The sequence below is a fragment of the Nocardia sp. NPDC101769 genome (genome assembly GCF_044766925.1).
Lineage (GTDB): Bacteria > Actinomycetota > Actinomycetes > Mycobacteriales > Mycobacteriaceae > Nocardia.
In genome coordinates, this window is the sequence record NZ_JBIWMX010000001.1 from 562,373 (window position 1) to 585,765 (window position 23,393).

Consider the following 23,393-nt stretch of genomic DNA (forward strand, 5'->3'; position numbering starts at 1 on the left):
CCCGGACTCGATTGCGGGGCAGCCGTGTTCGTTCGGCGGCCGAGTGCCGAGCCGCGGCCCCCGCTCAGACCGCCAGGACGGCGGGTTCGTCCGCGGCGCGGCGGTACCGGCCGGGGGCCGAGCCGTACTGGCGTTTGAATGCCTTGGCGAACGCGAACTCGCTCCGATAGCCGACCTTCCTCGCCACCCCGGCCAGCGGGGTGCCGGTCTCGCGCAGCAGCCGCGCGGCGGTGAGCATGCGCCAGCGGGTCAGGTAGGACAGCGGCGGCTCGCCGACCGTGGCGAGGAAGCGGCGAGCGAGGGTAGCGCGACTCACCCCGGCGACGGCACTCAGCTCCGGGACCGTCCAAGCCCGTTCCGGCGCAGCGTGAATCGCGCGCAGCGCATCGGATACGGCCGGGTCGCCGAAGGCGCCGGCCCAGCCGGTCGGCGTAGTGGACTGTTCGTCGAACCAGGCGCGCAGCATGAACAGCAGCAGGGTGTCGAGCAGCGCGGGGACGGCGGCATCGGTACCCGGTCCAGGTTCGGCGATCTCGGCGGCGAGCAGATCGACCGCGGACCGCAGGGCCGGGTGCCGGCCGGGGCGGGCCGGGAGGTGGATGAACTCCGGCAGGTCGTCGAGCAACGGGTGGCTGCGATGCCGCCCGAGCTCGTACGCGCCGCACACCAGCGCGGTCCGCGCGCCCGGACCCGCGATCTCGCGCGGCTCCCCCGGCAGGGCGACCTCGGTGATCGGCGCCCCCAGCGCATCGACCAGATCATGGTTGTCGCCGCGCGGCATGAACAGCACATCGCCGGCTCCCAGCGCGACCGGCTCTCCGTCGGGCGGCAGCAGCCAGCACGAACCCTGGAGAACCACATGGAATCCCGCGCCTGGCACCTTCGGATAGCGACGCCCCCACGGCGCGTGCCGGATGAAGAGTCCCGAGGCCGGGTTGCCGGTGCGGATGGCGGCGACCGTCTCGCTGAGGATGTCCACATCGACACCATACTGCTCACGTGATGAGCGTTTCGAGCATTGAACTGAGTAATTGAGCCATTCATATGCTCACCGCACGTGAATAACTTCATTCACATGACGACGCACGAATCGCAGACCCCTACCATCGCCGTGTACGGCGCGAACGGCCACACCGGCGGCTACATCCTGTCCGAGCTGCATCGCCGCGGCCTGGCCCCGATCCTGGTGGGCCGCAATGCCGATCGGCTTCGTGCCGCCGCCGACGCGGCCCGGCTGCCGCAGGCCGAGATCCGGATCGCGGCGGCGGACGATCACGCCACTCTGGTCAGGGCGTTCACCGGTGCGGATGTGGTGATCAGCAGCCTGCCCGGCTATGTGGACCTCGGCGAGCCCATCCTGGCCGCCGCCCTCGAAGCGGGCACGCATTACGTCGACATCTCGGGCGAGCAGCTGTTCCTCCGCCGGGTCCTCGACGAGTACGGCCCGCGCGCCGAGCGTGCCGGGGTGACGGTGCTCTCCTCGGTGACCGACAGCAATCTCCCCGCCGATCTGCTCGCGGATCTGCTCGGCGCGCGTCTCGCCGGACCGGTCGGCTTCGTGATCAGCCACCGCAGCCGCAGCGGCGGGGATGGCTCCCGCGGCAGCGCGAAAACCGTACTGGCCGGCCTGGATTGGTTCCGCGCGGGCGGCTGGCACTACGCCGACGGCGAGTTCCGCACCGGCCCGGCGGATCCGGCGGCCATGCTGTACCCCGGCGACGCCGAGCCGACCGAGGTGGCCAAGTTCGCCTTCCCCGCCGTGCTCACCATCCCACGTCACACCGATGCCGCCGCCGTCACCGGCGCCGTCGACAGCGTGTTCCGGGCGAACATCACCGGCCTGACCGCCGAGCTGGTCGCCGGCCTGCCGGAAAAGCCGAGTGCCGCTTCGGATATGCGCTACGACATGATCGTGGACGCCACCGCTGCGGATGGCCGGACGTGGCGCGGCGTGGTCAGCGGGGCCGATTCCTACCGGGATTCGGGCCTGATGGCAGTCGAAGCGGCCGTGCGGCTCGCCGGCGGCGCTGGGCAGGCGGGTGCGCTCGCGCCCGCGGAGGCCTTCGCCGCCGCGGACTTCCTGGATTCGCTCGCGCCCCACGGCATCACCTGGACGATCACCGGGGCATGAGACGGCCACGGAATGCGCCTGGCCGAAAGCGCTCGCAGTGCGGGGAATTCGGTCGAGCCCCGCAATACAGTGGGGACCATGAGCGACGACCGTCCGAAGCTGGCCGCTGAACTGGATATGGTGCCGCATCCCGAGGGCGGCTGGTATCGGGAAACCTGGCGCAGCGCAGTGGAATTCGAGCCGGAGGGCTACCCGGGCCCGCGCGCGACCGGCACGGCCATCTATTTCCTGCTGCTACCGGGCGAGAAGTCCGCGCCACACACCGTGACGTCGGACGAGATCTGGTTCTGGCACCGGGGTGGTCCCCTGCTGCTGAACATCGGGGGTGAGGAGATCGTCCTCGGACCCGATGTCGAGCAGGGGCAACGCCCCCAGGCGGTGGTTCCCGGCGGAATCAGCCAGGCCGCCCGTCCCGCGGGTGACGACTACGTGCTGGTGAGTTGTGTCGTCTCCCCCGGTTTCGATTTCGCCGACTTCCGGCTCGACTGAGCTACTTTCGGAGCCGAGCCGTCGGTCGTCGATCCCGAATCTTCAGTCGTCGATCCCGAGCAGACCCTCCGCGACCGCATGGTCGATGGTCTTCTCGAGGTTCGGGCAGGAGTCCGGTTTACCGGTGGTCGGCCCGGACTCGGCCAGCTTGCGGAAGACCGGGCAGTGCACGGCCGGATCGACCGTCCACTGCACCGTCTTCTGATTGTGGCTGTGCTTACGCACGAGCACCTCGGTGCCGCAGGTCTGACACGCGATCGGCGTCAGCCCCGACTCCATGTAGTGCTCTTTGTCGAGGACCGTCTGGGCGCGCACCTGTGCTCGCTGTTCCGGACGGTCCGCGAAATCGGGTGCCTTCGCCCAGCTGGTCATCAGACGTTCGCCTCCTGCGCGGCGGCCTCGTCGGCCTCCCGCTTCTTCCGCAGGTTCTCCTCGACCTCGAGACCCCAGGCCTCGTTGGCCTTGGAGGTGTCGATCTCGAATTCGAAGCGCTGCACCGACTTCGGGTCGACGTCGGCGACATCGACGTAGAACTGGTCGTACCAGCGGCGCAGCTGGTAGACCGGGCCGTCCTCCTCGGTCAGCAGCGGGTTGTCGATCTTGGACTTGTGCTTCCAGATCTCGACGTCCTGCAGGAAGCCCTCGCTGACGCCCTCGGTCATCTTGGCCGCGAACATCTGCGCCTGCTCCTCGGGCAGCCCCTTCGGCTTCCCCAGCGAGACGCCCCACTGCAGCATGAAGGAGTTCTGCGTGACCGGGTAGTGGCAGTTGATGAGGACCGTCTTGACCTCGAAGCCACTGTAGATGTTGAGCAGCGGGTTGATCATGTACGACGGCCCGAAGTACGACGCCTCGGACTTGAGCAGCACATCGATGCCGGCCTTGGCCGCGTTGCCGATGTCCGGGCGGGCCTTGGTCTCCAGGTACTGGGTGGCGACGTGACCCTCGAGCACGTTCTTGAAGAACGTGGGGAAGGCGTAGTGGATATAGAAGAAGTGCGCCATATCCACGATGTTGTCGATGATCTCGCGGCAGTTGGAGCCCTCGATCAGCAGCGAGTGCCAGGTCCAGTCGGTCCAGCCCTCGTTGAGCGTCTCCGACGAGCTGCCGTCGGCATTGGTGTAGGGACCCTCGATGTACGGGATGGTCACCTCGTCCGGCGGCGGGTTGCCCTCGTGGTCGTGCCAGACGAACAGCTGACCGTTGCGCTCGAGCGTGATCCACGCGCGGGTGCGGGCCAGCGGGGGCACGCGCCGCGCGTAGGGAATGCCGGTGCACTTGCCGTCGCCGCCCCAGCGCCAGTCGTGGAACGGGCACGCGATGGAGTCGCCCTTGACCTCACCCATGGAGAGGTCGCCGCCCAGGTGACGACAGTAGGAGTCCAGTACCTTCAGTTCGTTCTGGCTGTTCATGAAGACGACCAGCTTGGTACCGAATACGTTGACCGCATGCGGCTTGCCGTCACGGAAGTCCTTGGCAAGGCCGAGGCAGTGCCAACCCCGGGCGTAGCGGGTGGGCGTCGAGCCCACGTCGATCTCGCGGACCTTCCCGCGGGGCCCTTGGGCGCTTGTCGCCATCGTTGATCCTCCTATGGATGTACTAGAACACGTTACAAAATTGGCTCGCGGTTGGCCAGCGATACATCCAACTACCAGGATGGGGGCGCTCTGAGCTGCGCTTGTATTGCGTTCTCGACAGGAATAAGAACGTGTTCTACTCTCAGGGGCAAACGAAGACCGCTTCCCGTACCAGCACCAGGCAGGAGCAACTGGCGAGATGACGCAAGAAGTAGTTGAGCGGGTCGAGGCGCTGCTGCCGACCCTGCGTGAGCGCGCCCAGGAGACCGAGGATCTGCGCCGCCTTCCCGACCAGACCGTCAAGGATCTGCAGGCGACCGGCTTCTTCAAGCTCGTGCAGCCCAAGCAGTGGGGCGGCTACGCCTGCGACCCGGTGATCTTCTACGACACCGTCCGCAAGATCGCCAGCGCGTGCGGCTCCACCGGCTGGTGCGCCGGCATCCTCGGCATCCACAACTGGCACCTGGCGCTGTTCGACCAGCGCGCACAGGAAGAGGTGTGGGGCAACGACACCGAGGTCCGGATCTCCTCCTCCTACGCCCCGATGGGCGCGGGCGTGGTGACCGAGGACGGCGAGGGCTACATCGTCAACGGTTCGTGGGCCTGGTCCTCCGGCTCCGACCACGCCGACTGGGTGTTCGTCGGCGGCCCGGTCATCAAGAACGGCAAGCCGGTCGACTTCGGCTCGTTCCTGATCCCGCGGAGCGAGTACAAGATCAACGACGTGTGGCACGTGGTCGGCCTGCGCGGCACCGGCTCCAACACCGTCGTGGTCGAGAATGTGTACGTGCCCCGGCACCGTTTCCTCAGCATGAAGACCATGGGCGACCTGAAATCGCCTGGCCTGGAGCAGAATACCGACCCGCTGTACAAGATGCCCTGGGGCAGCATCCACCCCGCGACCATCACCACGCCGATCATCGGCATGGGCTACGGCGCCTACGAGGCCCACGTCGAGCACCAGGGCAAGCGTGTCCGGGCCGCCTACGCGGGCGAGAAGGCCAAGGACGACCCGTTCGGCAAGGTGCGCATCGCCGAGGCCGCCAGTGACATCGACGCCGCCTGGCGTCAGCTGTCCGGCAATATCGCCGAGGAATACGCGTACATCCTGGCGGACAAGGAAGTTCCGTTCGACCTGCGGGTGGCCGCTCGCCGCGACCAGGTGCGCGCCACCGGCCGCGTGATCGCCTCCATCGACCGCCTGTTCGAGGCCTCCGGCGCCACCGCGCTCGTGGAAGGCACTCCGCTGCAGCGGTTCTGGCGTGACGCGCACGCCGGACGCGTGCACGCCTCACAGGATCCGGAGCGCGCCTACGCCATGTTCGGCACGCACGCCTTCGGTCTCCCGATCACCGACACGATGGTGTAATCCATGACCGCAGTGACTGAAGACACTTCGCGGCCCGCCGCGGCAATCACCTACGAGTCCACCTCGCGCTTCGCGCAGGTGCGGCCGGACCTGAAGCTGCACTACCACGAGGCCGGGGTCGGCAACGGCCCCACCATCGTGCTGCTGCACGGCGGCGGTCCGGGCGCGTCCTCGTGGTCCAACTTCGCCAAGAACATTCCGGTGCTGGCCGAGGACTTTCACGTCCTCGCGGTCGACCAGCCCGGCTTCGGCCGGTCCGACAAGCCGACCGAGCACCCGCAGTATTTCGTGCACTCGGCCTCGGCGCTGAAGGACCTGCTCGACACCCTCGGCATCACCGAACGCGTACACCTGCTGGGCAATTCGCTCGGCGGCGGCGCGGCCACCCGCTTCGCGCTGGACTACCCGGACCGCGCCGGCAAGCTGGTGCTGATGGGCCCGGGCGGCCTGTCCACCAACCTGTTCGCGCCGGACCCCACCGAGGGCGTGAAGCTGCTGTCCAAGTTCAACTTCGAACCCACGAAGGAGAACCTGGAGGCGTTCCTGCGGATCATGGTCTTCGACCAGAAGCTGATCACGCCGGAACTCGTCGAGGAGCGCTTCGCCTCGGCCTCGCAGCCGGAGTCGCTGGCCGCCACCCGCGCCATGGGCAAGTCCTTCGCCGGACCGGATTTCGCCAAGGGCATGATCTGGCGCGACGCGTTCAAGCTGCGGCAGCCGGTGCTCATGATCTGGGGCCGTGAGGATCGGGTCAACCCGATCGACGGCGCCCTGGTCGCCTTGAAGATGGTGCCCCGCGTGCAGTTGCATGTCTTCGGCGGTTGTGGACACTGGGCACAGCTGGAGAAGTTCGACGAATTCAACCGCCTGGCAACCGACTTCCTGCTCGGCGTCAAGGAGAAGTGAGCATGACTATCAAGGCGCTCGGCTACATGCGCATCGAGGCCACCGATATGGCGGCCTGGCGCGAGTACGGCCTCAAGGTGCTCGGCATGATGGAGGGCGACGGGCTCAACCCCGACGCGCTCTACCTGCGCATGGACGATTTCGCCGCGCGACTGGTGATCGTCCCCGGTGAGCAGGACCGGCTGCTGGTCTCGGGCTGGGAGGTCACCGACGCCCGCGGGCTGCAGCAGCTGCGCGAGACCCTGTCCAAGGCCGGGGTCGCCTTCACCGAGGGCACCAAGGAGGAGCTCGGCGAGCGCCGGGTCGAGGGCATGATCCGGTTCCAGGATCCGGCCGGCAACACCCTCGAGGCGTTCTACGGCGCGCAGTACCTGGGCCGCCGCTTCGTCAGCCCCTACGGCCACAAGTTCGTCACCGCCGAGCAGGGCCTGGGCCACGTGGTCCTCACCTGCACGGACGACGCTGCGGCACAGGCGTTCTACCAGGACGTGCTGGGCTTCCGGCTGCGCGACTCCATGCGGCTGCCTCCGCAGCTGGTGGGCCGTCCCGCCGACGGCGACCCGGCCTGGCTGCGCTTCTACGGCTGCAACCCGCGCCACCACGCGCTGGCGTTCCTGCCGCTGCCGAACCCGACGGGCATCGTGCACCTCATGGTCGAGGTGGAGAACTCCGACGACGTCGGCCTCTGCCTGGACCGCGCCAACCGCAAGAAGGTGAAGATGTCGGCCACCCTCGGGCGGCACATCAACGACAAGATGCTCTCCTTCTACATGAAGACGCCGGGCGGGTTCGATATCGAATTCGGCTGTGAGGGACTGGAAGTCGACGACCACTCGTGGATCGCGCGGGAATCCACCGCGGTCAGCCTGTGGGGCCACGACTTCAGCGTCGGATTCAAGTAGCGAGAACGAACAGGGGCGGCCGAACATTGACTGAGGACATGACCACCGACGCGGATCCCGTCATCGACGGGCGCCAGTTCCGGAATGTGCTGGGGCAGTTCTGCACCGGCATCACCGTCATCACCACCTTCGACGGCGTCGACGGCGCGCGGGCCCCCATCGGCTTCGCGTGCCAGTCGTTCGCCGCCCTGTCCCTCGATCCGCCGCTGGTGCTCTTCTGCCCCACCAAGGAGTCCCGCTCCTGGGCGGCGATCGAACGCAACGGCAGCTTCGCCGTGAACATGCTCGCCGAGGAGCAACAGCCGGTGTGCGCCCGCTTCGGCTCCCGCGAACCCGACAAGTTCGCCGGAATCGACTGGCACACCTCGGAACTGGACCTCCCGGTGCTGGACGGCGCGTTGGCCACGATCCAGTGCACTGTGGACAACGTGCTCGACGGCGGCGATCACTACATCGTGATCGGCCGGGTCCAGGCCCTGTCGGAGTCCACCGACTCCGGCAGGCCGCTGCTCTTCTACCGGGGCCAGTACACGGCCATCGAACCGGAGAAGACGACGCCCGCGCCCTGGCGCGCGGACCTCGAACACTTCCTCACGACCACCACTCTCGATACGTGGCTGTGAGTCGGGTTCCTCCAGAACCCAGGCGATAGAAAAGTGCCCCTGTGGAATTCATCCACAGGGGCACTTTGCATCTGTGGCGGCGAGAGCAACCCCTCGATCAGGGTGTTCCCAATCGACGATGAGGTTGGCCAGTGATTGCTGCGATGCATTCGAAGTCGAGATCACGGTGCAGCAGCGTCAGCCCCCTGAGTTCGGCGGTTGCCGCGACGACGAGGTCGACCGGCCCCGCGCCACGGTGCTGCCCTCGACTGGTCAACTCGCCCTGCACCTCCCACGCCCGCTGGTAGGCACGATCGTCAACCGGCTCCCAGCCGAAGAGGATTCGAATCTGCTCGATCAGGAACTCACGATCGGCGGTCGAACGCGCGCTGTAGAAGAACTCGAGTTCGGTGATCGGGCAGATCGCGATCAGCCCTGCGGCGGCGACGCGCTGCCAAACCACCCCGTCCGGCTCTTGACGCAACAGCGGAACCAAGGCGCTCGTGTCGATGAGGAACTGGGCCCCGTTCACCGGCGATAGTTCCGCTTGTCCTCGAACATCTCCACATCGATCGCCCCATCGGCGACCGCTTCCTGTAGTCGCGTCAGCGCTACCGCGCGGCGGCGGATCTCGAGAACTTCTCGAAGGGCCGCATTCACGGTGTCCTTCTTCGTCGCTGTACCGAGCGCCTTCGACGCGTCGGCCACCAGTTGATCGTCAAGGTCGATCACAGTCCGAGCCATGAGCCACCTCCAGATATACGAACCTGAATCGATGATATCAAGCCAGATACATCAAGGATAAGTGGATCAACGAAAAGCGCTGGTCATGTCGCCGATCGATCATTAGACGGGTTCCGAAAAGCACTGGGCCGCAACCGTGTTCGGTCGCGGCCCAGTGGGGTCGAAGGTCAGGCGTTGGCGGCTGACTTTTCCTTTTCACGCTGGAGTTCCAGGGCGATGTCGATGAGCTGGTCTTCCTGACCGCCCACCAGCTTGCGCTGGCCGGCGCGGACGAGCATTTCAGCAGCCGAGACGCCGTAGCGTTCGGCCTGGCGCTCGGCGTGGCGGAGGAAGGAGGAGTAGACGCCCGCGTAGCCCATCATCAGGGCCTGGCGGTCGAGAAGGCATTCGCTCGGCATGGCCGGGCGGACAACGTCTTCCGCGGCATCGGTGACGGCGAAGAAGTCGACGCCGGTCTTGATGCCGAGCTTGTCGCAGACGCCGATGAACGCCTCGACGGGGAGGTTGCCCGCGCCCGCGCCGAAACGGCGTGCGCTGCCGTCGATCTGGGTGGCGCCGGCGCGCACGGCGTAGACCGAGTTGGCGACCGCCAGGCCCAGGTTCTCGTGGCCGTGGAAGCCGACCTGCGCGTCATTGCCGAGCTCGGCGACCAGGGCGGAGACGCGGTCGGTGACCTGCTCCAGCACCAGCGCACCGGCGGAGTCGACGACGTACACGCACTGGCAGCCCGCGTCGGCCATGATGCGAGCCTGCTTGGCGAGGTTCTCCGGGGTGGTGGAGTGCGCCATCATCAGGAAGCCGACGGTCTCGAGGCCGAGATCGCGGGCCATGTTGAAGTGCTGGATCGAGACGTCGGCCTCGGTGCAGTGGGTGGCGATGCGGCAGATGCTCGCGCCATTGTCCTGCGAGATCTTGATGTCTTCCTTGACGCCGACGCCCGGCAGCATGAGGAAGGCGATCTTGGCCCGCTTGGCGGTCTCCGCGGCGGCCTTGATCAGTTCCTGCTCAGGGGTTTTCGAGAAACCGTAGTTGAACGAGGAACCGCCCAGGCCGTCACCGTGGGTGACCTCGAGGACCGGCACGCCCGCCGCGTCGAGGGCGGCGACGATGTCGCGGACCTCGGTCACGGTGAACTGGTGCCGCTTGTGGTGCGAGCCGTCGCGCAGGCTGGTGTCCGTGACCCGGATGTCCAGATCAGCGGAGAACGGCTTGAGAACAGAGTTGTTTGCGCGGCTCGCCGCGGTCGAATTGCTCACTGTCGGAACTCCTTACACCCGAGCCGAGATGATCTGGTCGGCCAGCACGTCACCCACGCGGGTGGCGGCGGCGGTCATGATGTCGAGGTTGCCCGAGTACGGCGGCAGGAAGTCGCCCGCGCCCTCGACCTCGACGAAGATCGAAACCTTCGCCATGCCACCGGAAACCAGCGACGGCTCGTCGAACTGCGGCTCGTTGAGCAGCCGGTAACCGGGGACGTACTCCTGGATGGACTTCTCCATCCGGTGGATCGACTCGGTGATGGCGTCGCGATCCGCATCCTCGGGGATGGCACAGAAGATGGTGTCGCGCATGATCATCGGCGGCTCGGCCGGGTTCAGGATGATGATCGCCTTGCCGCGCTTGGCGCCACCGATGGTCTCGACACCGGCGGAGGTGGTCTTGGTGAACTCGTCGATGTTCGCGCGAGTACCCGGACCGGCCGACACGGACGACACCGACGCCACGATCTCGGCGTACTCGACCGGCACGACGCGGGAGACCGCGTGCACCATCGGAATCGTCGCCTGACCACCGCAGGTGATCATGTTGACGTTCAGCTCGTCACGCAGCGAGTCCAGGTTGACCGGCGGAATCACGGCCGGGCCGACCGCGGCGGGCGTGAGGTCGACGGCGCGAATCCCGGCCTCGGCGTACTTGGGCGCATACGCCCGGTGCACGTACGCGGAAGTCGCCTCGAACAGCAGGTCCGGCTTCTCCGGCAGCGCCAGCAGCCAGTCCGCGCCCTCGGCGGAGGTCTCCAGGCCCAGCCCGCGGGCGCGCTTGAGGCCCTCGGACTCCGGGTCGATGCCGATCATCCAGCGCGGCTCGATCTTCTCCGAACGCAGCAGCTTGTACAGCAGATCGGTGCTGATATTGCCGGACCCGACGATCGCGGCGGTGACTTTGCTTGCAGTCACGGCTTTCTCCTACTCGGTGAGGTCAGTGTCTGTGCGACGCCGCCTGATTGGCTCAGGTCTACGCGAAACCCAGGTGGACGGAACCGAGTCCGGCGAACTCGGCGATGAACTCGTCGCCCGGGCGGGCGTCGATGGCGCGGGTGCAGGAGCCGGGCAGCACGATGTCACCGGCCTTGAGACGCACCCCGAAGGAGGCGACCTTGCGTGCCAGCCACGCCACCGCGATGGTCGGGTCACCCAGCACGGCGTCCGAGCGGCCCTCGGCGATGACCTCGCCATTGCGGGTCAGCACGGCGTCGATGTTCTTGATATCCAGCTGGTCCGGCGAGACCCGCTGCTTGCCCAGTACGAATCCGGCGGAGGACGCATTGTCGGCGATGGTGTCGCAGAGCGCGATCTTCCAGTCCTTGATGCGGGTGTCGATGAGCTCGATGGAGGGCGCGTAGGCGACGGTGGCCTTGCGCACGTCCTCCTCGGTGCAGTCTTCGCCGGGCAGATCGGCGCCCAGGATGAAGCCGACCTCGACCTCGACGCGCGGATACAGGTACTTGGAGGTGTCGACCGGAACGTTCTCGAAGACTTCCATTTCCGCGAGCAGGTGCCCGTAGTCGGGTTCGTCCACGCCCATCATCTGCTGCATGGCCTTGGAGGACAGGCCCACCTTGTGGCCCACGACCTTGGCGCCGCCGTCGAAGCGCTGCCGCATATTGATGAGCTGGATCTCGTAGGCATCGACCACGTCGATCTCGGGATGCCGCACAGCCAGCGGATCGATCGGAACCCGGGTCCGCTCGGCCGCCGCGAGCTCGTCGGCCAGTTCCTTACGTAGCGCGTCGGTCAGCACGCTGTGTTCCTTCCATCGGGGGTACCGGCCGGTGGCCATCCAGTAACGAGACTAGAAACTGAAACGAGTTTTTGTGAATAACGTCGCTTCAGCAGTCCCATCTGCCAGACCAACATAGACCAAACCAGGATCGATTCTATAACGTGTTCTACATGACTGATCGGGATTACGACGTGGTGGTGGTCGGCAGCGGTGCCGCCGGTATGTCCGCCGCCCTCACCGCTGCGCACCACGGTCTGCGCACGGTGCTCATCGAAAAGGCCGCTCATTACGGCGGTTCTACCGCGCGATCGGGCGGTGGCGTCTGGATTCCCGGAAACAAGGTGCTGAAGGCCGCGGGCCGTGGGAACGACCTCGACGAGGCGCGCACCTACCTGTACAGCATCATCGGCGACGTGGTGCCGAAGGAGAAGATCGACACCTACATCGATCGCGGTGCCGAAGCCTTCGACTACGTGCTCGACCACTCCGCCCTGAAGATGACCTGGGTACCCGGCTACTCCGACTACTACCCGGAGGCACCGGGCGGCAAGGCGGACGGCCGCAGCTGCGAGCCCAAGCCGTTCAACCTCAAAGTCTTGGGCGAGGAGCGCTTCAAGCTGGAGCCGGCCTACAGCAAGGCGCCGCTGAATGTCGTCGTCATGCAGGCGGACTACAAGAAGCTCAACCTGATTCGCCGCCACCCGGTCGGCATCGCGCGCGTGCTGCGCGTCGGCACCCGCTGGGCGTGGGGCAAGGTCACCGGCAAGGCGCTGGTCGGCATGGGCCAGGCCATCATCGCCGGCCTGCGCAAGGGCCTGCTGGACGCGAATGTGCCGGTGCTGCTGAACACCCCGCTCACCGGACTGGTGATCGACAACGGCGTGGTCACCGGCGTCGACGCCGAGGAGAACGGGCAGGCCGTCCGGTTCAACGCCAAGTACGGCGTCATCCTGGCCAGCGGAGGTTTCGAGCACAACGCCGACATGCGGCACAAGTACCAGCGCGAGCCCATCACCACCGAGTGGACCACGGGCGCGGCCGCCAACACCGGCGACGGCATCCGGGCGGGTATCGCGGCGGGCGCGGACATCGACTTCATGGACGACGCCTGGTGGGGTCCGACCACCTTCCGCGGTGAAGGAAAGCCCTGGTTCTGCCTCGCGGAGCGGAATCTGCCCGGCAGCATCATGATCAATACGCAAGGTCAGCGATTCGGTAATGAGTCCGCTCCTTACGTCGAGGCTGTGCACACCATGTACGGCGGCGAATACGGGCAGGGTGAGGGTCCGGGCGAGAACGTGCCGTGCTGGCTGGTGTTCGATCAGCGCTACCGATCCCGCTACATCTTCGCCGGATTGCAGCCTGGCCAGCGGATTCCGTCCCGCTGGATGGAAAACGACCTGATCGTCGTCGCGCCCACGGTGGCCGAACTGGCCGAGAAGATCGGCGTTCCCGCCGACAAGCTGGCCGCCACCATCGAGCGCTTCAACGGCTTCGCCGCGACCGGCAAGGACCTCGACTACAACCGCGGCGACAGCGCCTACGACCGCTACTACGGCGACCAGACCATCAAGCCGAACCCGTGCCTGAACAAGCTGGAGGTCGGCCCGTTCTACGCGGTGAAGATGGTCCCCGGCGACCTGGGCACCAAGGGCGGTCTGGTCACCGACAACGATGCCCGCGTACTGCGCGAGGACGGGACCGTCATCGAGGGCCTGTACGCCGCCGGCAACACCTCGTCCCCGGTCATGGGCCACACCTACGCCGGTCCCGGCGCGACCATCGGCCCCGCCATCACCTTCGGCTACCTGGCCGCCCTCGATATCGCCGCCAAGGCGAAGAACGGCGCGCCGGTGGCCGAGACGGTGCCGTCCCAAGAAGCGTCCTGAACCGTCCCAACCCGGTTCAGGATCGGGTTGGGCGCGAGTCGGGTCACGTCGAGTCCGCGCCCAACCCACCCCCGTATGCCCCGTCGTACCGCTCTATCCAGGCGGGGCGCGGACAACTGAACAGCCCGTGCCCGCCGCCGCGAACGCTCTTTCCGGCGGCGGGCCGGGAACCAGACTTTCGAGCGCGACCCGGTCAGCGGGGCGGCGGCTTGCGGGGAGACGAGCCGCGCCGGACCATCGGACGCGAGTGACGAGGAGAACCTTTCATGCCCATCGATTTGAGTGTCGCGCTCGGCGCGCAGATTCCCGCGCGCGAATTCAGCTGGTCCGCCAGTGATGTGCAGACCTACAACCTGGCGCTCGGCGCGGGCAACCGCTGGACCGACGCCGCCGAGCTGCGCTACGTCGACGACCGCGAGCCGCAGGTGCTGCCGTCCTTCGCGACCGTCGCGCCATCCTTCCACGAGACCGAGCCGCCCAAGGTGAAGTTCGACGGCATCGACATCGATCTGGCGAAGGTCGTGCACGGCAGCCAGGAGATCATCGTGCACCGCCCGATCCCGGCCTCCGGCAAGGGCAGCATCGCCGGCCGGATCAGCGAGATCTGGGACAAGGGCTCCAACGCCGTCATCTGGCGCGAGGACACCGCCGTCGGCTCCGACGGCGAACCTCTCTGGACGTCGCGCTCCTCCATCTTCGCCAAAGGCGAGGGCGGTTTCGGCGGCGACCGCGGCCCCAGTGCGAAGACCGAACTTCCGGACCGGGCACCGGATTTCGAGGTCCTGACCCCCACCCTGCCGCAGCAGGCGCTGCTCTACCGCATGTGCGGCGACCGCAACCCGCTGCACTCGGATCCCGAATTCGCCCGCAATGCCGGCTTCCCCAACCCGATCCTGCACGGCCTGTGCACCTACGGCCTGGTCCTGAAGACCGCGACCGACACCGTCCTGTCCTCGGATGTGTCCCGCGTCAAGGGTTTCCGCGCCCGCTTCGCCGGCGTCATGTATCCCGGTGAGACCCTGCGTTCCCGAATCTGGCAGCAGGACGGCGAACTCGTCATCGCGGTCACCGTCGTCGAGCGCGACGACGCCCCCGTCCTCGCGGACGTGGTCCTCACCCACTCGTAACCCGAACAGGGCTTCAAGATCAGGGAGCTCTCACTGCGGGAAATCGGACAGATTTCCCCCGGTGGGAGCTCCCTGATCTTGTTGGGCAGGGTGTGCGGGGAATGCGCGCTGATTCGCGGGCCGAGACCCGGTGGGTGACACCGCAATCCGGCCATATGCCGCATACCGGATATCGGGATGGCCGCAAACCTTCAGCGCGACAGCGGGATCGGTGACGGCCGAGTTGCTCAAAGCGGCCGAAATTCGATTGATCCTGACCCAGGACGCGCTGGAGGCGTAACGTCTTCAGGAATACGGTGAATATCTGGCTAACCAATCGAATATCTAGCTGACTACGACTGAAAGACACAGAGAAGGTGAACAAATGGCCGCCTGGCAAGTGTTCACGGCCACTCTAGCAACGCTCGTGATCATGGCCGTCACCATCACGAGCCTGCACCACCCCCATCAGGATCCGAACAGACTCTCCGTAGAACGGATCCGCGATCGAATCAACAAGGAACGCAGCGTATCAGCGCTGGCAACCCCTGACGCCTCCGCCTGGTCGCACCTGGCCCCGGATCACCCGCTGAGCGTCCAGGAAGCCCATCGCACCATGCAGCAGCACCGTCGCTGCCCGGTTGCGGAGTGCGCGCGCAAAGCCGCGGCATTCCGGGCGCTCATCGACGCCGGCCGCATCAAGCCGACCCGCATGCCCCCCGCCCTCCAGTAGTCGCCGCGGCGGCCGCCCCGCTCATAGTCCGGACAGGTATCCGGGCGGGACGGCGGCCACCAGCCAGACCCCATTGGTGCTGACCCGGAATTCGTGCCCGTCGCGGTGCATCGCGCCGGCAGCCACGGTCAGTACCACGGGTCTGCCACGTCGTGCCCCGACCTTGACGGCGGTCTCCGTATCCGCCGACAGATGAACGTCGTGGCGGCGCATGGGCTTCAGCCCCTCGGCGCGAATTCCGGGCAGGGCCGCGGCAACGGTGCCGTGGTAGAGAACCGCGGGCGGTACGGTCGCCCGATACTCCAGGTCAACGTCGACACTGTGCCCCTGACTCGCGCGAATCCGGGTCCCCGTCGCATCGAATTCGAAGCGGCGCTTGTTGTTCCGCGCCACCACCTCGTCCAGTTCGGGACGCGAGAGCGCTCGCCCGTGCCGGCCCAGCGCCGGCAGCAGCGTAGCGACGTCCACCCACCCGGCCGGGTCCAGCTCGATGCCGATGGCCTCGGGGGCGTGCCGTAGATGCCTCGACAGCCGTTTCGAGGCCTTGATCATCTGTTGTTCGTCCATGGCGCGAGTGAACCAGCCCCACAGCCGGATTCGAAGCGATTTTCGCCTCAGCCGCCGGGTGTGTGCTCGGCTCGGCCGCCGGTCCGGTCGTCCGTCAGTCCGCGAACCAGCAAGGCGTACAACGCGATCACGGTGAACGGCGCGAGGATCGGCACCCAGGTGAGTCCGGTGGGCAGCACGGTCGCGGCCCCCGCCGCCACCGTGAACACCAGTGCGCCCGCCACCGACGGAATCGTCGTCGGCACCACGCCCACCGGAGCCGACACCGTAGCCGTGTTCAGCAGGTAGGTGGTCGCGACCAGCCCGATGCCGCCCGCCACCAGGGCCCCGGTCCCGACCCAGGCCAGCGCCGCCATGGCCGCGAGCACCGCCAGTACCGCGCACACCCGCCAGCGCCAGCCGGCCACCGCCAGGATGATCACCGATATCGCGGCCCACGGCAGCACGATGGCCACCGCACCCGCCAGCAGCAGCCCGGACAACACGGCGAGGAACTTGGTCATCGGCGGACCCTCACGGTGCGGCGGTGTTCGGGCAGCAGGCGCATGACCTGATCGAGGCGGGTGTCCTCGGGCCAGGGCACGATGTCGACGCCGACGGTGCCCATATCGCGATACATGGAGGTGCGTTCCAGCTGCCACATGCGCGCGAGGGTGGGATCCAGGCCGTCGCCGAACGGCGTTCCGCGCAGCACGTCGACCACCACCACGACGTGGCCGCGCTTGCGCAGATCGATGAGGGCCAGGGCGAATTGGGTGTCGAGCAGCGTCGAGAAGGCGACGATGACCGCCCCGATGGGCACCGCGGCGTGCGGCGCCAGCGTGCCCTCGGTGAGGATGTGCTCGTCACCGACATCCAGCACGGCGTCCACTATGCGATAGAACTGGCGGCGGCCGATATCCGGTCGCAGCCAGCGCGGGGTACGGCCCAGGCACACCACGGCCGTGCGGTCGCCCGCCTGCAGCGCGGACTGGGCCACCTGGGCGGCACCGCGCACCGACAACTCCAGCGAGTCCGACGCGGGCCCGGGCGCCTGCATCGACGTGTCCACCAGCACAACCACATCCGCGGCCCGGTTGGTGAAGCGCTCGGTCACGAACAGCTGGCCGCGCCGCGCACTCACCGGCCAGTTCACTGTGCGCAGCTGATCCCCCGGCGTATACACGCGGATATCCGCGTACTCCACGCCCGGCCCGGCCCGCCGGGTGAGATGGGTACCCATCCGTTCGGGAAGTTCGGTGCGCGGCAGGCGCATCCGCTGCGGATCGGTGATCGGATAGACGTACACCTCGCCCGCACGCAAGCGCACCGAGGCCACCGCCAGCCCGGCCGGGCTCAGCGCGGTCACCCGCATCGGCACCGGATATCGGCCCCACCGCGGAGCCGACAGCGCCAGCCGCAGCCCGGCGGGCGCGGTCCCGGAGTCCACCGTCTCCTCGACGTGGATCTCCATGCTCTGCAAGGGTTCCGGATGCAGCCGCAGCAGCGCGTGCCCGCGTTCCACGAACGCCGCGGCGGTCAGCACCACCTCTTCGGTCTCGAAGCAGCGCAGCACCCCCGCCCCGTCCACCTGGATACGGGTGCGGGACTGCTGCAGCGGCGCGGTGGCCAGAACCCCGAGCATGGGCGCGGCGAACACCACCAGTTGCCACTTTCCCAGTACCAGCGCCAGCACCAGGGCGGGCACGGACACCGCGGCGAGCATGAACACCAACGGTGCGGGCCGCCAGCGCAATTCGGCCTCGACCGCCGTACTGGTGTCGCGATGCTTCATACGCGCCTCAGGCCTGGGTGGCGCGTGGGACCGGCAGGCGGCGCAGCAGTTCGGAGATCACGTCCTCGCCACGGATGCGGCGGACCCACATCTCGGGGCGCAGCGTGATGCGATGGGCCATGGCCGGCACCGCGAGCGCCTTCACGTCCTCGGGGACCACGTAGTCGCGGCCGTGCAGCAGGGCCCGGGCGCGGGCCATCTGCACCAGGTCGAGTTCAGCGCGGGGGCTCGCGCCGACCTCCACCTGGGGATGCCCGCGGGTGGCCGAGGCGAGCGAGACGACGTACCCCACCACATCCGGGTGCACCGTCACGAATTCCACCGACTGCCGCATCTCCAGCAGGCCGTCGGCATCCACCACCTGCCCGATCTGGGCGGGTTGTGACCCGCGTTCCAGGCGGCGGCGGATCATGTTCATCTCGTCGGTCTCCGACAGGTAGCCCAGCCGCAGTTGCATGGCGAAGCGGTCGAGCTGGGCCTCGGGCAGCGGGTAGGTGCCCTCGTACTCGATCGGGTTGTCGGTGGCGAAGACGATGAAAGGCTGTGGCAGCGGGAAGGTTTCGCCGTCGATGGAGACCTGCCCCTCGGCCATGGCCTCCAGCAGCGCGGCCTGGGTCTTGGGCGGGGTGCGGTTGACCTCGTCGGCCAGCAGCATATTGGTGAAGACCGGGCCGCGCCGGAAACTGAAACGACCCGAATGCATGTCGTAGATCGTCGACCCGATGAGGTCTGCGGGCAACAGGTCCGGGGTGAACTGCACACGGGTGAAGTTCAGCCCGAGCGCGGTCGCGAAGGATCGCGCGATGAGGGTCTTGCCCAGTCCGGGCAGGTCCTCGATCAGGATGTGGCCCCCGGACAGCACCGCGATCATGATCAGCTGCAGTTCGTCCCGCTTGCCGACCACGACCCGGGATACTTCACGCAGCACCGCATCGGTGCGCTTGATGGTCACGTCCATCGGTGATGTCATCGCATGTCTCGCATCTCATCTCACATGTTCTGCAGTCGGCGCAGGATTTCGTCCAGGGCCTCGCGGCCGGGTGCTCGATTGACCTGATCACGTGGCGCCGAGTTCGCCGGGTCCACCCAGCGCCACAGCTCGGGCCCGAACTGCAGCTGTCCCGCCACTTCCAGCGCACGCCGGTTCTTGGCCATCCGGTGCCCGCTGGTCAGTTCGAATTCCTTGGCCAGCAGCGGCCGCAGGTGCCGATCCCAGTCGGCGCGCGAACCCTCGGAGCGGTCGGCCAGCATCTGGGCGCGCGCCTGCCAGCGGCGCAGCATCTCGACGGGGCCGTTGTCGATGTCGTTGTCGTCCGGTTCGGGCGGGGCGAGCCGGCGCGACCGCTCCACCATCGACCACAGCAGCAGTCCCAGCGCCGCGGCCACCGGAACGGCGGTGAGGGCGACCAGATGCTCGCGCTGATCACCGAGGGCGAGCAGCTCGAACAGGAGGACCAGCGCCACCGCGCCCACCACGATCGCGCTCCGATTCATGGCCGGACCCCCGTTCGACCTCGCGAGATCCACACTGCCACAGCGTCTTTCATGCCGCCTGCCCCTGTAGATCGGCCAGCACGATGCGGAGCAGTTGCTCGGCGCGCATCCGCTGCCACTCCAGCATGGAGTGCGGGCTGAACCGCGCCTCCTCGAACAGGGCCACCAGTTCGCGGGCCGACGCGTCGTGCAAGAAGCCGCGGTCGAAGGCCCGCGCCAGCACCTCGGACGGGGTGTCCGAGGCCAGCGGGGCAACCTCCCGCGCCTGCGCCAGACCGCGTTCCATGGCGACGTAGCAGGCGATGATGGCGGTGCGCGGATCCTGGCCCGGCGCGATCATGGCCGCCAACCCCATCTCGGCGACCTTGGCCAGTGAGACCGCCTCGGTGTCCGTGGGCTGCGGTAATGGCGTGCGCTCCAGCGAGGGCCGCCGGTTCGAGCTCACCGCCACCACGACCAGGCCGGTCATGGCGATCAGCACCAGCACCCCGGCGGTGATTCCGACCAGCAGCAGCGCGGTTCCGGTGAGGGTGGGCTCGGGGACCGATTCCTCCGGCGGTGCCACGGTCTCCTGGGGCTGCGGGGCGGTTCCGGTGGTGGAGACGGTCGGCGGCGTCACCACCTGGGTCTGCCGCGCCGGCGTCACCAGGTACACCGACAGCACCGCGGTCACGATCAGCGCGATGGCCGCGATCCCGACCAGCAGCAGAAGCCCGAGCCGCCGCAGGCCCGGCACGCGCACCGCGGATTCGCGATCGGGTTCTGGCATGGCGAGCGGAAGGCGATGCTGGCTGTTGATCACACCCGCCACCAGGATCACCATCGAGACCAGCAGCAGCACCGGCATCAAGGCCAGCGACACCGCGGACGACGGATGTGGCGCGGCGGGTCCTCCGGTTCCCGGAATGTGCCCGCGCAGTGCGACGACAGCCAGCATCACGAGCCCGATCAATGCGATCGCGCGCGCTGCCACCATCCCCACCCCAGTCACGAGCACTCCTAACCAGAGTCCAGCAGAAATCAGGCACATAGTTACATGCCGAGTGGTCCGTCAGGACCAAAATCGAGAAGCTGGAATCACATACCCGCCGCGCATAAATCCCCAACCTGCACGGCATCCCGCACCAGACCCGAAAACCCAGGTCATCGTGGTCGAAGCCGACGCCGCCGCCGCAACCCCACTTATCACCATCCGTGCACGATCCGGGGCATAGATCAAGATCGCGGCAACAACGGGGGCAGGCCGGTCTCGCGAGGCGGGCGGGCCGCCCGGCCCTTCGGCGCATTCGAGGCCGGAAGCACGCACCCCCGGTGGCGTGGCAGCCCGGCGACACCGCGCGCCGGGCAAGGCGGTCGACGGTCCGCGACCGTCTCGATCAGGCGGTGCGGCGGACGCGGGCGCGCAGACGGGTCAGCGGTGAGGGCTGGGCCAGGGCGCGAGCGGGTTCGGCGACCGGCTCCCGGACCGCCGGTGCCGGATAGGCGGTTCCCGCCGGAGCGCCGACGCGGCCGGCCACGGTGCGCGGCTCGACCAGGCGGCCGAGAGCGCGGAAGTCCCAGCCCGCCGCCAGCCAGGGCTCGGGGTCGAGGGTATTGCGAGCGTCGATGATGACCCGGCCGCGGGCGACCGTGCGCAGGAAACCCGGATCCAGTTCCCGGAATTCACGCCACTCGGTCAGGTGCAGGACCACATCCGCCTCGTGCAGGGCGGCCGCCGGGGTGGCGGCGAACACCAGCTGCGGGGCGACGGCGCGCGCCGGACCCGTTGCCGCGGGGTCGAATACGGTCACCTCGACCCCGGCCGCGTGCAGCCGCTGCGCGACATCGAGGGCGGGTGAATCGCGGACGTCGTCGGAGAGCGGCTTGAACGCCGCACCCAGCACCCCGACCCGGCCCTGCGGCCGGTGGCCGCCCAGCAGCTCCAAGGTATCCCGCACCACGCGCTCGCGGCGGCGCAGGTTGACCGCGTCGATGTCGCGCAGGAAGTCGACCGACTCCCCCGCACCGAGCTCGGTGGCACGGGCGATCAGGGCGCGCACGTCCTTCGGCAGGCAGCCGCCGCCGTAGCCGAGGCCCGCGCCCAGGAACCTGCGGCCGATCCGATCGTCATGGCCCAGGGCGTCGGCCAGCAGGGTCACGTCCGCGCCGGTGAGGTCGCACAGCTCGGCCATGGCATTGATGAACGAGATCTTGGTCGCCAGAAAGGCATTCGCGGAGACCTTGATCAGCTCTGCGGTCGGCAGGTTGGTGATCACCACCGGCGAGCCCGCGGCGATGGGCGTGGCGTACACCTGCCGCAGCGCCCATTCCGCGTCCGGCGTGGTGACACCGAAGACCAGGCGGTTCGGGTGCAGCGTGTCGTAGACCGCGTGCCCCTCGCGCAGGAATTCCGGGTTCCAGGCCAGATCGACCGAAATCCCTTCCGGCGCAAGCTCGGCGATGCGCATGGTGAGCGCCTCGGCGGTGCCCACCGGCACCGTGGACTTGCCGACGATCAGGCAGTTGCGGGTCAGGTGCGGCACCAGCCCGTCCAGCGCGGCGTAGAGCTGCGACAGGTCGGCGGCCCCGTTCACCCCGGGCGGCGTTCCGACACAGAGGAAGTGGACGTCGGCGAACTCGGCGGCCTCGATCAGCGAGGTGCCGAAGCGCAGCCGCCCGCCCGCCACGTGCCCGGCCAGCAGTTCCGGCAGCCCGGGCTCGTGGAATGGCACCCGCCCGGCGGACAGCGCCGCGGCCTTGGCCGGATTGCTGTCCACCCCGAGCACGTCGAAGCCGAGTTCGGCCATGCCCGCGGCATGGGTGGCGCCCAGGTATCCGGTGCCGATGACGGAGATGCGGAGCATCAGGATGCCTCCTTGGTGGCCGGGAACTCGCCCCGCGTCGAATCGGACTGCAGAGTCGAATCCGACTGCAGGCGTTCCGCGATCACCTCGCGGTAGTGACGGATGAGCAGATCGTTGACGGCCGTCCAGGACCGGTCGCGCACGCTGCGCACCGCGTTCTGCGCGGTCTGCTCGCGCAGGCGCGGGTCCTCGGCCAGGCGGCGCACCAGTTCGGTCATCGCCTCGGCGTCGCCGGGCGGATAGAGGAAACCCGTGCCGGGCGTGACCACATCGATCGGGCCGCCCGACTTGGGCGCGACCACCGGCACACCGGAGGCCAGCGCCTCCTGCGCTGCCTGGCAATAGGTTTCGTGGCGTCCGGTGTGCACGAAGACATCCAGCGAGGCGTAGGCCGCCGCGAGTTCATCACCGTGCAGCACGCCGAGGAATTCCGCGTCCGGCAACAGTTTCCGCAGCCGCTTCTCCTCGGGGCCGCCGCCCACCACGACCAGCCGGACGCCTGGCAGCGGCCGCAACGCGGCGAGCAGCTCGAGCTCCTTCTCCGGCGCGAGGCGCCCGATATAGCCGACCAGCGCTTCGCCATTGGGGGCCAGGCGCTTTCGCAGTTCCGCCGACCGCCGGAACGGGCCGAACTGCTGCAGGTCGACCCCGCGCGGCCAGCGGCCCAGTCCCGGAACGCCCATCAGCTCCAGCTGGCGCAGGCTGGCGTTGGAGGGCGCGAGGGTGCGGTCCACCCGCAGGTGGATGCGCCGGGTCAGCGCGGTCATGGCGCGGACGCCGCCGGGCAGGTCGTAGCGCAGCGCGAAACCCACCAGATCGGTCTGATAGATGGCGACGGTCGGAATCCCGAGCTCGTTCGCGACCTTGGCCGCCTGATAGCCGAGCGTCGCCGGCGAGGCGATATGCACGACGTCGGGCCGGAATTCGCGCATGATCTTGCGCAGCCGGCGGCGGGTCTCCAGCCCGATCCGGAAATCCCGGTAGAAGGGCAGCCGAGCCCCGCGCACCACGTGCACGTGGAACCCGGCGTACTTGCCGGGACCGGTCGGGGCCACCAGCGTGGCCTCGTGACCCTTGGCGGCCAGGTGATCCAGCACCCGCCGCACGGAGTTGGTGACGCCGTTGACCTGGGGAAGAAAGGACTCGGCGACGACCAGCACCCGCAGGCGGGCGCTTTTCCGGATATGGGGACTACTCGGTATGCTCGGGTTCCGCGGCGCGGAATCCCTTGCCTGCTCGCGGATTCGCATCGTTCCCCTCCGGT

25 protein-coding genes are annotated in these 23,393 nt (G+C 68.0%); 9 read left to right on the forward strand and 16 right to left on the reverse strand.

Annotation, left to right across the window (positions count from 1 at the left end):
- Window positions 1–64: 64 nt before the first annotated feature.
- Window positions 65–979 carry an AraC family transcriptional regulator gene (locus ACIRRA_RS02280; protein WP_402761906.1) on the reverse strand — a complete coding sequence of 305 codons (915 nt, stop codon included), beginning with the start codon at window positions 977–979 and terminating at the stop codon, window positions 65–67.
- A gap of 96 nt (window positions 980–1,075) precedes the next feature.
- Here ACIRRA_RS02280 and ACIRRA_RS02285 point away from each other — a divergent pair, with 96 nt between their 5' ends.
- Both ACIRRA_RS02285 and ACIRRA_RS02290 read left to right on the forward strand, forming a co-directional pair.
- Window positions 1,076–2,131 (forward strand): saccharopine dehydrogenase NADP-binding domain-containing protein, encoded by a 1,056-nt coding sequence (locus ACIRRA_RS02285; RefSeq protein WP_402761909.1) that lies wholly within the window; start codon window positions 1,076–1,078, stop codon window positions 2,129–2,131.
- A 78-nt stretch (window positions 2,132–2,209) separates the two neighbouring features.
- The gene (locus ACIRRA_RS02290; RefSeq protein ID WP_402761912.1) at window positions 2,210–2,620 is read left to right on the forward strand and encodes a cupin domain-containing protein; all 411 of its coding nucleotides are present in this window, start codon (window positions 2,210–2,212) and stop codon (window positions 2,618–2,620) included.
- A 42-nt stretch (window positions 2,621–2,662) separates the two neighbouring features.
- On the opposite strand, the gene ACIRRA_RS02295 is transcribed toward ACIRRA_RS02290, so the two are convergent.
- On the reverse strand, window positions 2,663–2,992 hold the full coding sequence (locus ACIRRA_RS02295; RefSeq protein WP_402761914.1) for a hypothetical protein: 330 nt from the start codon (window positions 2,990–2,992) through the stop codon (window positions 2,663–2,665).
- A complete protein-coding gene (locus tag ACIRRA_RS02300; protein WP_402761916.1) occupies window positions 2,992–4,197 on the reverse strand; it encodes a Rieske 2Fe-2S domain-containing protein in 1,206 nt (401 codons plus the stop codon). Before ACIRRA_RS02300 ends, ACIRRA_RS02295 begins: the two co-directional genes overlap by 1 nt.
- A 199-nt stretch (window positions 4,198–4,396) precedes the next feature.
- Between ACIRRA_RS02300 and hsaA the strand changes: the two genes are divergently transcribed.
- From hsaA to hsaB, 4 genes are read left to right on the forward strand one after another with little or no spacing between them, the layout of a single operon-like run.
- Window positions 4,397–5,566: a 3-hydroxy-9,10-secoandrosta-1,3,5(10)-triene-9,17-dione monooxygenase oxygenase subunit gene (gene hsaA / locus ACIRRA_RS02305; RefSeq protein ID WP_402761919.1), complete on the forward strand. Its 1,170-nt coding sequence runs from the start codon at window positions 4,397–4,399 to the stop codon at window positions 5,564–5,566.
- Between the two features lie 3 nt (window positions 5,567–5,569).
- Window positions 5,570–6,472, forward strand: coding sequence for a 4,5:9,10-diseco-3-hydroxy-5,9,17-trioxoandrosta-1(10),2-diene-4-oate hydrolase (gene hsaD / locus ACIRRA_RS02310; RefSeq protein WP_402761922.1), 903 nt, complete (start codon window positions 5,570–5,572; stop codon window positions 6,470–6,472).
- 2 nt (window positions 6,473–6,474) lie between these two features.
- Entirely contained in the window at window positions 6,475–7,374 is a 900-nt protein-coding gene (hsaC, locus tag ACIRRA_RS02315) for an iron-dependent extradiol dioxygenase HsaC (protein ID WP_402761925.1), read from the forward strand.
- Window positions 7,375–7,412: 38 nt separating this feature from the next.
- Window positions 7,413–7,997, forward strand: coding sequence for a 3-hydroxy-9,10-secoandrosta-1,3,5(10)-triene-9,17-dione monooxygenase reductase subunit (gene hsaB / locus ACIRRA_RS02320; RefSeq protein WP_402761928.1), 585 nt, complete (start codon window positions 7,413–7,415; stop codon window positions 7,995–7,997).
- Between the two features lie 97 nt (window positions 7,998–8,094).
- Here the strand turns inward: hsaB and ACIRRA_RS02325 are convergent, their stop codons facing one another.
- From ACIRRA_RS02325 to ACIRRA_RS02345, 5 genes are all read right to left on the reverse strand, one after another.
- Complete coding sequence (locus tag ACIRRA_RS02325) at window positions 8,095–8,508, reverse strand: PIN domain nuclease (RefSeq protein WP_402761931.1); 414 nt, start codon at window positions 8,506–8,508, stop codon at window positions 8,095–8,097.
- Window positions 8,505–8,720, reverse strand: coding sequence for a type II toxin-antitoxin system VapB family antitoxin (locus ACIRRA_RS02330; protein ID WP_402761933.1), 216 nt, complete (start codon window positions 8,718–8,720; stop codon window positions 8,505–8,507). Before ACIRRA_RS02330 ends, ACIRRA_RS02325 begins: the two co-directional genes overlap by 4 nt.
- Window positions 8,721–8,887: 167 nt before the next feature.
- On the reverse strand, window positions 8,888–9,976 hold the full coding sequence (dmpG, locus tag ACIRRA_RS02335) for a 4-hydroxy-2-oxovalerate aldolase (protein WP_402761935.1): 1,089 nt from the start codon (window positions 9,974–9,976) through the stop codon (window positions 8,888–8,890).
- Window positions 9,977–9,988: 12 nt separating this feature from the next.
- Entirely contained in the window at window positions 9,989–10,897 is a 909-nt protein-coding gene (locus tag ACIRRA_RS02340) for an acetaldehyde dehydrogenase (acetylating) (RefSeq protein ID WP_402761938.1), read from the reverse strand.
- A 58-nt stretch (window positions 10,898–10,955) separates the two neighbouring features.
- Window positions 10,956–11,741 carry a 2-keto-4-pentenoate hydratase gene (locus tag ACIRRA_RS02345; protein WP_402761941.1) on the reverse strand — a complete coding sequence of 262 codons (786 nt, stop codon included), beginning with the start codon at window positions 11,739–11,741 and terminating at the stop codon, window positions 10,956–10,958.
- Window positions 11,742–11,893: 152 nt separating this feature from the next.
- On the opposite strand from ACIRRA_RS02345, the gene kstD reads away from it, so the two are divergent.
- From kstD to ACIRRA_RS02360, 3 genes are all read left to right on the forward strand, one after another.
- Window positions 11,894–13,612: a 3-oxosteroid 1-dehydrogenase gene (gene kstD / locus ACIRRA_RS02350; RefSeq protein ID WP_402761943.1), complete on the forward strand. Its 1,719-nt coding sequence runs from the start codon at window positions 11,894–11,896 to the stop codon at window positions 13,610–13,612.
- 266 nt (window positions 13,613–13,878) lie between these two features.
- Window positions 13,879–14,739, forward strand: a complete 861-nt coding sequence (locus ACIRRA_RS02355; RefSeq protein ID WP_402761946.1) for a MaoC/PaaZ C-terminal domain-containing protein — start codon at window positions 13,879–13,881, stop codon at window positions 14,737–14,739.
- Between the two features lie 364 nt (window positions 14,740–15,103).
- Window positions 15,104–15,451 (forward strand): hypothetical protein, encoded by a 348-nt coding sequence (locus ACIRRA_RS02360; RefSeq protein WP_402761949.1) that lies wholly within the window; start codon window positions 15,104–15,106, stop codon window positions 15,449–15,451.
- A gap of 21 nt (window positions 15,452–15,472) precedes the next feature.
- Here ACIRRA_RS02360 and ACIRRA_RS02365 read toward each other — a convergent pair whose 3' ends face one another.
- The 8 genes from ACIRRA_RS02365 to ACIRRA_RS02400 all read right to left on the reverse strand — a co-directional run bounded on the left by ACIRRA_RS02365 (window position 15,473) and on the right by ACIRRA_RS02400 (window position 23,295).
- Complete coding sequence (locus tag ACIRRA_RS02365; RefSeq protein WP_402761952.1) at window positions 15,473–16,018, reverse strand: RNA 2'-phosphotransferase; 546 nt, start codon at window positions 16,016–16,018, stop codon at window positions 15,473–15,475.
- Window positions 16,019–16,065: 47 nt separating this feature from the next.
- The gene (locus ACIRRA_RS02370) at window positions 16,066–16,521 is read right to left on the reverse strand and encodes a hypothetical protein (RefSeq protein WP_402761955.1); all 456 of its coding nucleotides are present in this window, start codon (window positions 16,519–16,521) and stop codon (window positions 16,066–16,068) included.
- A complete protein-coding gene (locus ACIRRA_RS02375) occupies window positions 16,518–17,792 on the reverse strand; it encodes a DUF58 domain-containing protein (RefSeq protein ID WP_402761958.1) in 1,275 nt (424 codons plus the stop codon). The genes ACIRRA_RS02370 and ACIRRA_RS02375 overlap by 4 nt, the downstream gene beginning before the upstream one ends.
- Before the next feature lie 7 nt (window positions 17,793–17,799).
- Entirely contained in the window at window positions 17,800–18,762 is a 963-nt protein-coding gene (locus ACIRRA_RS02380) for an AAA family ATPase (protein WP_402761960.1), read from the reverse strand.
- A 20-nt stretch (window positions 18,763–18,782) separates the two neighbouring features.
- The gene (locus ACIRRA_RS02385) at window positions 18,783–19,286 is read right to left on the reverse strand and encodes a hypothetical protein (RefSeq protein WP_402761963.1); all 504 of its coding nucleotides are present in this window, start codon (window positions 19,284–19,286) and stop codon (window positions 18,783–18,785) included.
- 49 nt (window positions 19,287–19,335) lie between these two features.
- Complete coding sequence (locus ACIRRA_RS02390) at window positions 19,336–20,277, reverse strand: DUF4129 domain-containing protein (RefSeq protein WP_402761965.1); 942 nt, start codon at window positions 20,275–20,277, stop codon at window positions 19,336–19,338.
- A 385-nt stretch (window positions 20,278–20,662) separates the two neighbouring features.
- Window positions 20,663–22,129, reverse strand: a complete 1,467-nt coding sequence (locus tag ACIRRA_RS02395) for a UDP-glucose dehydrogenase family protein (RefSeq protein ID WP_402761968.1) — start codon at window positions 22,127–22,129, stop codon at window positions 20,663–20,665.
- A complete protein-coding gene (locus tag ACIRRA_RS02400) occupies window positions 22,129–23,295 on the reverse strand; it encodes a glycosyltransferase family 4 protein (protein ID WP_402762260.1) in 1,167 nt (388 codons plus the stop codon). Before ACIRRA_RS02400 ends, ACIRRA_RS02395 begins: the two co-directional genes overlap by 1 nt.
- Window positions 23,296–23,393: the final 98 nt, after the last annotated feature.